The sequence below is a fragment of the Streptobacillus felis genome (assembly GCF_001559775.1).
In the GTDB taxonomy this organism is placed as follows: Bacteria; Fusobacteriota; Fusobacteriia; order Fusobacteriales; family Leptotrichiaceae; genus Streptobacillus; species Streptobacillus felis.
Genome location: NZ_LOHX01000335.1, coordinates 1 through 7896, shown reverse-complemented (window position 1 = coordinate 7896; position 7896 = coordinate 1). Strand labels below are relative to the sequence as shown.

General features: G+C 26.4%; 5 protein-coding genes. All 5 read left to right on the top strand.

Translation table 11 applies throughout. The features are described from left to right. Positions 1 to 202: 202 nt before the first annotated feature. Complete coding sequence (locus tag AYC60_RS07880; protein WP_067323305.1) at positions 203 to 2167, top strand: sialidase family protein; 1965 nt, start codon at positions 203 to 205, stop codon at positions 2165 to 2167. Between the two features lie 165 nt (positions 2168 to 2332). Continuing rightward, positions 2333 to 4879, top strand: a complete 2547-nt coding sequence (mutS, locus tag AYC60_RS07870; RefSeq protein WP_067323300.1) for a DNA mismatch repair protein MutS — start codon at positions 2333 to 2335, stop codon at positions 4877 to 4879. A gap of 23 nt (positions 4880 to 4902) precedes the next feature. Beyond that, a complete protein-coding gene (fni, locus tag AYC60_RS07865; protein ID WP_067323297.1) occupies positions 4903 to 5844 on the top strand; it encodes a type 2 isopentenyl-diphosphate Delta-isomerase in 942 nt (313 codons plus the stop codon). A gap of 50 nt (positions 5845 to 5894) precedes the next feature. After that, positions 5895 to 6275 (top strand): VOC family protein, encoded by a 381-nt coding sequence (locus AYC60_RS07860; RefSeq protein WP_067323294.1) that lies wholly within the window; start codon positions 5895 to 5897, stop codon positions 6273 to 6275. Between the two features lie 241 nt (positions 6276 to 6516). After that, positions 6517 to 7731, top strand: a complete 1215-nt coding sequence (locus AYC60_RS07855; protein WP_414162589.1) for an IS256 family transposase — start codon at positions 6517 to 6519, stop codon at positions 7729 to 7731. Positions 7732 to 7896 lie beyond the last annotated feature (165 nt).

Genomic DNA, 7896 nt, shown 5'->3' with positions numbered 1-7896 from the left:
ATTTTTTTATTGAGGGTATAAACCCTCAGTTTGGTGCTGCACAAAATTAAGTATATTTATTTAGATTGAAATAAAAGGTTAAAAATTGTTAAAAAAAATGGAGGATTCTAAAAAATTTAGAATTCTCCATAATTTTTTTAGGCTATTTCGGAACAGCCCCTTCAGCAGAAATGGAGGAAATGGTAATTGGCATTCTAGTAGGATGGTATATTATGATCAATTAATTTGGGCAGCACTTATACATAAATCAAAAGATGGAGGAGAAACTTGGAATAGAACTCATAAATTTGACAAGTTAAATAATGAATTGTTTATTAATCATACACCAGATAATGCAGTTAAAGCCTTACTTGGAGGAGTAGGTACAGGGATAGTAATGAAAGATGGAACTTTAGTAATGCCGGTTCAAACATCTCATGAATCACCAAATAGAAGTGGTAAAAAGCCTATAGGTGCAACTTTAATGTATTCTCGTGATAATGGAAAAACTTGGAAAATGCCAGAAATAAATAATGAAAAAATATTGATGACTAATGGTTCTTCACTTGAAAATATGATTTTTGAAATAGATAATAAGCTTGTAATTACAGGAAGAGGAACTGATACTGGTACTACTTTACATAGATGGGCATATTATACAGAGGATATGGGACAAACTTGGAATAAGTTTACACCTTTACATGGTTTTCAACCAGTAACAAGTCAGGCAACACAAGGATCAACTCTTTATGTAACATTACCTAGTGGTAAAAAAGTTATATTAGTTTCAGCACCTAATGGAAATAATGATAATTGGCAAAGAGGGAATTTAGCACTTTGGGCATTATCTGGTAAAGACCCTAGCCAAAAGAAACAGATTACTGTATATAGAGAAGGTTCAGGAAATAGATTTGGAGCTGGTTATTCATCTTTAGCATATAAGGGTGGAAATCTATTTGTTGCATATGAAGATGGTGGAGATATTTCAGTTAAGAATTTAACAGAATTTATTAATGAAATTGAAAATGCTGCAACTGAGTGGAATTTAGAAGATGAAAGATCTAAGGATATTGAAAAAGTGAGATCATTAGATTCTTTATCAGAAAAACAAAAAGAAAAATTAATAGCAGCAATGATGGAAGAGAATGATAGAGCATTTACTGAGGCTCTAGTATTGAATAATGAATTAAATGAACTTGATAAAGAAGCAGAAAAATATGCAGAAGAATTAAAGAAAAATCCTGAAGCTTTAGCATCAAATATTAGAAAATTTAATATATCTTTAGAAGGATTGCAAGGCGAAGAAAGAGATAAATTAATAAAAGTATTGGCAGTAAGAGCTTTAAAGAGTAAAATTGATGATGCTACCTCTAAATTTAACGAAGTAATTGATTTTAATCCATATAAATCAATACCTCAAAAATTTTTATATACTAGAAGAGATATAATTGAAAATGATAATAGAATATTTGCAAGTTACGGGAAAAAATTAGGATTGACTAAAAATTATATCAATGAAAATGATTTCAAATTAGGATATAATCATGATATAAAAAATATGAAAGTTGGAGGATTTGTAGAAGTAACAACTTCAAAGGATAATGCACAAAATATATCAGTTGGAGGAATGTTTAAAGCTACTATAGAAGATAAATATACATTTAGAAATTTTGCAAGATATAGATATCAAATATTAAATGATGTTAAAATAGGTGGAGAAAATGCAGATGATGAGGTAGACAATAACAATAAAATAGACAGACATAATATAGATGTTTATACCTCTGCAGAAGCAAGATTTAGCCCACACCCAATTGTTGAGATTACACCTAAAGCAGGAATATTATTGACTTATTCTCATGATACATTACTTGATGAAGATGTAAGACTTGATAGAAGAGTTTCTGCTAGTGCAGATTTTTCTGTTAAAGCTGAAGCTAAGTACAAAAATTTTAAATTTAAAGTTAAACCAGAAATTTTAGTTTCTGATAATACTCAATATATCTCTCAAAGTAATCTATCTGAAAAAAAAGAGAAGATAGAAGGTAAAATTTTTGAATATAATATGCAAGTTGGAATAGGAGCAGAATTTAAAGGTGCAAAAATAAATTTTGATTTAGACTTTAATGATATTTCAAGAGACTATACTAATTATGAATTAAATTTTAGTGCAGGATATAATTGGTAAAAATTTATTAATAAATTGATATAATAAAGGAATTATTTTTAATTTAGAAGTAGTTCCTTTTAATTTACTAAGATTTTTTTCATAAAATAATAATTTTGATTTTACTAAAATAACTTTATTTGATAAAATATTAATAAAGAAATAAAAAGAAAGGAAGTGCAATATATGTCTACCCCTTTAATGAAACAATATACAGAAATAAAAGGTCAGTACAAAGAATATATATTATTTTTTAGATTGGGTGATTTTTATGAAATGTTTTTTGAAGATGCAGAAATAGCTTCAAGGGTGTTAGGGTTAACACTTACATCTAGAAATAAGGAAAAAGGAATGGATATACCTCTTGCAGGTATACCTTATCACTCTTCTAAACCATATATAGCAAAACTTGTTAATGCAGGATACAAGGTTGCTATTTGTGAACAAATAGAAGATCCTAAAAAAGCAAAAGGAATAGTTAAAAGGGAAGTAGTTCAAATTATTACTTCTGGTACTTTACAAGATGTTGATTATTTAGACTCTAAATCTAATAATTATTTAGCATGTATAGAACACTATAACCAAGAATATTCTCTTTCATATTTAGATATTACTACAGGTGAATTTAAAGTTTTAGAGTGTAATGAAGACAATTTGATAAGTGAGATATATAAGATAGAGCCAAGTGAAATATTACTTACTCAATCAATTAAAGAAAGATTGTCAAATTTAATAGAAAAATTAGATGTTAATTTTTCTATTATTACTAAAATTAATGATGGAGAAAAACTATTAAAGGACTATTTTAATATAGTTTCTTTAGATAGCTATGGAATTTATGGCAAAAAAGCTATGATAGATGCTTGTGCATCAATACTTGATTATGTTTTAGCAATGCAATTTAATAATGAATTAACTATTAGAAAAATTGAGGTTATTAATAAGTCTGAAGTAGTTGAAATTTCATCTTCTACTTTAAGAAATCTAGAGATAATAAAGAATCAAAGAGATAAATCTACATATGGATCACTATTATGGGTACTTGATAAATGTAAATCATCAACAGGATCTAGAAAATTAAAACAGTTATTGCAAAATCCTTTACTTGATATAGATGAAATAAATAGAAGATATGATGATGTAGAATATTTATGTGTAGAAATAATAAAGAGGGAAGAAATTAGAAGTTTACTTGATAGTGTTTATGATATAGAAAGATTAATAGGTAAGGTTATATTTTCAAATGAGAATGGTAAAGATATTAATGCACTAAAAAAAACTATATATTCAAGTTTTAAAATAAAGGAATTGTGGCCTGAAAAATTCGTTGATATAGACTTTAATATATTAGCTAATATTTATAGAAAAATAGATGAACTTTTACTAGAAGATGCTCCTTTCTCTGTAAGAGAGGGAAATATGATAAAAAGTGGTGTTAGTTCAGAACTTGACGAATTAAGAAATATTATGAACAACGGAACTAGTATTTTACTTGAAATAGAGGCTAGAGAAAGAGAAAAAACAGGAATTAAAAACTTAAAAATTAAATACAATAATGTATTTGGTTATTTTATAGAAGTATCTAAGTCTAATTTAGATATGGTTCCAGAAACATATATTAGAAAACAAACACTTTCTAATGCGGAAAGATTTATTACAGAAGAGATTAAAAGTTATGAAGATAAGATAATTAATTCTAAAGCAAAGATAGCAGAACTTGAATACAATATATTTAAGGAATTAAGTTCATTTATTAAAGAGTATAAGAATATATTTATAGAGTTATCTAATGTACTTGCATATATAGATATATTAATATCTTTTACTATAACTGCATTAGAAAATAATTATACTAGACCAAAATTTAATGATAATTATTATGAAATAAAGGATGCAAGACATCCTGTTGTTGAAAGGCTTATAGGAGATAATACCTTTATATCAAATAATGTATATTTTGATAATGATAATAAGTTCATAATACTTACAGGGCCTAATATGTCAGGTAAATCTACATACATGAAACAAATTGCTTTAATAAGTATTATGGCTCAAATTGGATCTTTTGTACCAGCCAAAGAGGCAAATTTAAATATAGTAGATAAAATACTTACTAGAATAGGTGCAAGTGATGATATATTATCTGGACAATCTACTTTTATGGTTGAGATGAGTGAAGTTGCAGGTATAATTAATTCAGCAACTAATAACTCTTTAATTATTTTAGATGAGGTTGGTAGAGGAACTTCTACATATGATGGATTAGCAATAGCAAGCTCTATATCTAAATATATAGTAGAAAATATAGATGCAAAAGCAATATTTGCAACACATTATCATGAATTAACAGAACTTGAAAATGAATATACATCTATTAAAAATTATAGAATAGAAGTAGAAGAAAAAAATGGTAAAGTAAACTTTTTAAGAACTATAGTTAAAGGAGGAGCTGATAGGTCATACGGTATAGAAGTTGCAAAACTTGCAGGCTTACCTAAGTCTATAATCAGAGAATCAACTAAATTACTTAAATCTTTTGAAAGTGAGAAAAATAATGGACAGCTATCTTTATTTAATAATTTTGAATATGAAAATTATGATAAGATAGAAAAACTTGAAGAAACAATAGATGTATTAAATGAAAAATTAGAAAAAATAAGAAGTTTAGATATTAACAATATGACACCACTTGAAGCTTTGAATACATTAATGAAGATTAAAGGTGAAATATAAATTTATTATACAAGGAGATAATAATGAATAGAAAAGACGCTCATTTAAAATATGCATTAAGTGATGCTATAACTAAAAATGGTTTTGATGATTATTTATTAGAATATATTTCTATTCCATCTTTTGGATTAGAAGATGTAGATATTAGAACAAAAATAGGAATTGTAGACTTAGAATATCCCTTTTTCATAAATGCTATAACTGGAGGAAGCAAAAAAGGTGATAAGATAAATAAGGATTTAGAATATGTTTCTAAAAAAACTAATATTTTTCTTTTTCCTGGTTCCTATTCTCCATTTTTAAATAAAGATAAGATATCTTATCCTAAAAATCAAGGTATTAATTTAGGTATAGATAAACCTTTTGAAGCCTTTGTTCAAGGTATAAATAAAACTGATGCAAAAATAGTTCAAGTTCATGTTAATATGATACAGGAAATGCTTATGCCTGAAGGTGATAGAAACTTTGAAAAATGGGAAGAAAATTTAAAAGAAATAATTAAACATATTTCCATACCAATAATACTAAAAGAAACTGGATTTGGAATGGGTAGGGAAACATTTATTAAGGCTAAAAATTTAGGTATAAAAATACTAGATATTAGTGGAAAAGGTGGAACTAACTTTGCAAGTATAGAAAATAGGAGAAGAAAATCAGTTAAAGAATACTATGAAGAAATAGGGTATTCAACTACTGAAAGTCTTGAAATAGCTAAAGAGTTTAAAGATGACTTTGAAATTATTGCAAGTGGAGGTATAAGAAATCCCTTAGATATAGTTAAAGCTCTTGCCTTAGGAGCGGATGCAGTAGGTATTTCTAGAGCATTTTTAGAAATATTGGAATTAGAAGGTAGAGATGCTTTGGTAGATAGAATAAATACTTGGAAGAAAGACATTAAAAACATGTTTTTATTAACAGGTTCAAGAAATATAGAAGAATTAAGAGGAAAGATAAGGATTAAGTGACGATTTTTATTAATTAAAACAACCTTTTTAATAGAAAGCGAGATAATAAAATGCATCATATTGAAATTTATGTAAGTAATTTAGAAACAAGTAAAAAATTTTATTCTTGGTTGCTAAAATCTTTGGGTTTTAAATTATTTCAGGAGTGGGAACAAGGATTTTCTTATAAAAAAGACAATTTTTATATTGTTTTTGTTAAAACAAAAGAAAAATATTTAAATAATGAATATAATAGATGTAATGTCGGTTTAAATCATGTTGCTTTTTGTTGTAAAAGTAAAAATGATATAGATAAAATAAGAAAAGAACTTATTCGTAGAAATTCAGTTTTATTATACGATGATAAATATCCACATGCTGGGGGCCTTGAACATTATGCATTATATTTTGAGGATCCAGATAGGATAAAAATAGAGATTTGTTTGGAATAATATATAAAAAAATATATAGACTATTATAATAAAAAAGAATACAGTCAAAATAAAATGGATGTTTCCTTCTTAATTACAGAAAAACATCCATTTTTTAATACGAGAGTATTGAAATAAGTCTGTAAATTGAAAAAAATATAATTTTTAGTAAGAGCCTCTTATGATATAATAAATATATATCAAGGAGGCTTTTGTAATGAATGAAGAAAAAAAAGTAAGAAGAACAAAAAGAATTAGAGAAATGGAAGAAACAGCTTTCGATAAGGCTGCAAAACTTTTAATTGAAAATGGAGATTTAAAAACCATTACAGATATCGAAGATGCATTAAAGAAGATGCTTGGTTCAACAATTAAAAATATGCTAGAAGCAGAATTTGAGCATCATATGCAAACTCCATATTATGAACATAATGAAGAAAGAAATAACTATAGAAATGGATACAAAACCAAAACAGTTAATTCTAGTGCAGGTAAAATAGATCTTAGTATACCACAAGATAGAAATTCAACATTTACTCCTGAAGTACTTCCAAAAAGAAAAAGAGATATAAGTCATATAGAAAGTAAAATATTGTCTATGTATGCAAGAGGAATGTCAAATAAAGATATATCAGATACAATAGATGAAATATATGGATTTGATATGGATGAAGCTTTAATAACAAATGTAACTAATAAGATATTGCCTATAGCAGAAGAATGGAAAAATAGACCATTAGAAAAGGTATATCCTGTGGTATTTATTGATGCTACACATTTTTCAGTAAGAGATGAGGGTAAGGTATCTAAGAAGGCTGCATATGTAATATTAGGAATAGATATTAATGGTATGAAAGATGTATTATCTATTGAGATAGGAGAAGCAGAGAATTCTAAATTTTGGTTATCAGTACTTACTTCCTTAAAAGTTAGGGGAGTAAAAGATATACTTATTCTATGCTCAGATAGACTTACAGGTATAAAAGAAGCAATAACAGCAGTATATCCAAAAACAGATTGGCAAGGTTGTATAATACATCAAATAAGAAATACACTTAAATATGTATCATATAAACATAAAAAAGAATTTACAAAAGATCTTAAATTAATTTACACTTCTAATACAGAAGAAGAAGCTAGAATGCAGTTAGATATAGTAGCTGAAAAATGGAATAAAATATATAGAGGTTGTATGGATAGATGGTATGATAATTGGGAAAATATTTCACCTATGTTTTCATATGGAGAAGAGTTAAGAAAGATAGTATATACAACAAATGCTATAGAATCATTAAATTCATCATATAAAAGAATAAACAAGGGTAGAGTTGTATTTCCTAGTAAAACTGCATTATTTAAATCACTTTATTTAGCTACAGATATTATTACTAAGAAATGGAATCAACCTATTAGAAATTGGGGACAAATTTATATGGAATTAATTATTAATTTTGGTAGAGAGCGTATAGAAATTTAAAGAAATTTATCAATAAATTAAGAGGGTTTGGTCAAAAAACCTTACCCTCTGTATTGACATGCTGTGAAAAACAGCTATAATATATTGAATTGTTTATAAACTAAATATCATAAGAGTCTTTGAATAAAAAAATAAATTTGATGAATTTACAGACTTATTTCAATA

Coding starts and splice junctions, on each gene's coding strand:
- AYC60_RS07855 (WP_414162589.1), top strand. CDS start 6,517: ATGGAAGAAACAGCTTTCGATAAGGCTGCAAAACTTTTAATTGAAAAT.
- fni (WP_067323297.1), top strand. CDS start 4,903: ATGAATAGAAAAGACGCTCATTTAAAATATGCATTAAGTGATGCTATA.
- mutS (WP_067323300.1), top strand. CDS start 2,333: ATGTCTACCCCTTTAATGAAACAATATACAGAAATAAAAGGTCAGTAC.
- AYC60_RS07860 (WP_067323294.1), top strand. CDS start 5,895: ATGCATCATATTGAAATTTATGTAAGTAATTTAGAAACAAGTAAAAAA.
- AYC60_RS07880 (WP_067323305.1), top strand. CDS start 203: ATGGTATATTATGATCAATTAATTTGGGCAGCACTTATACATAAATCA.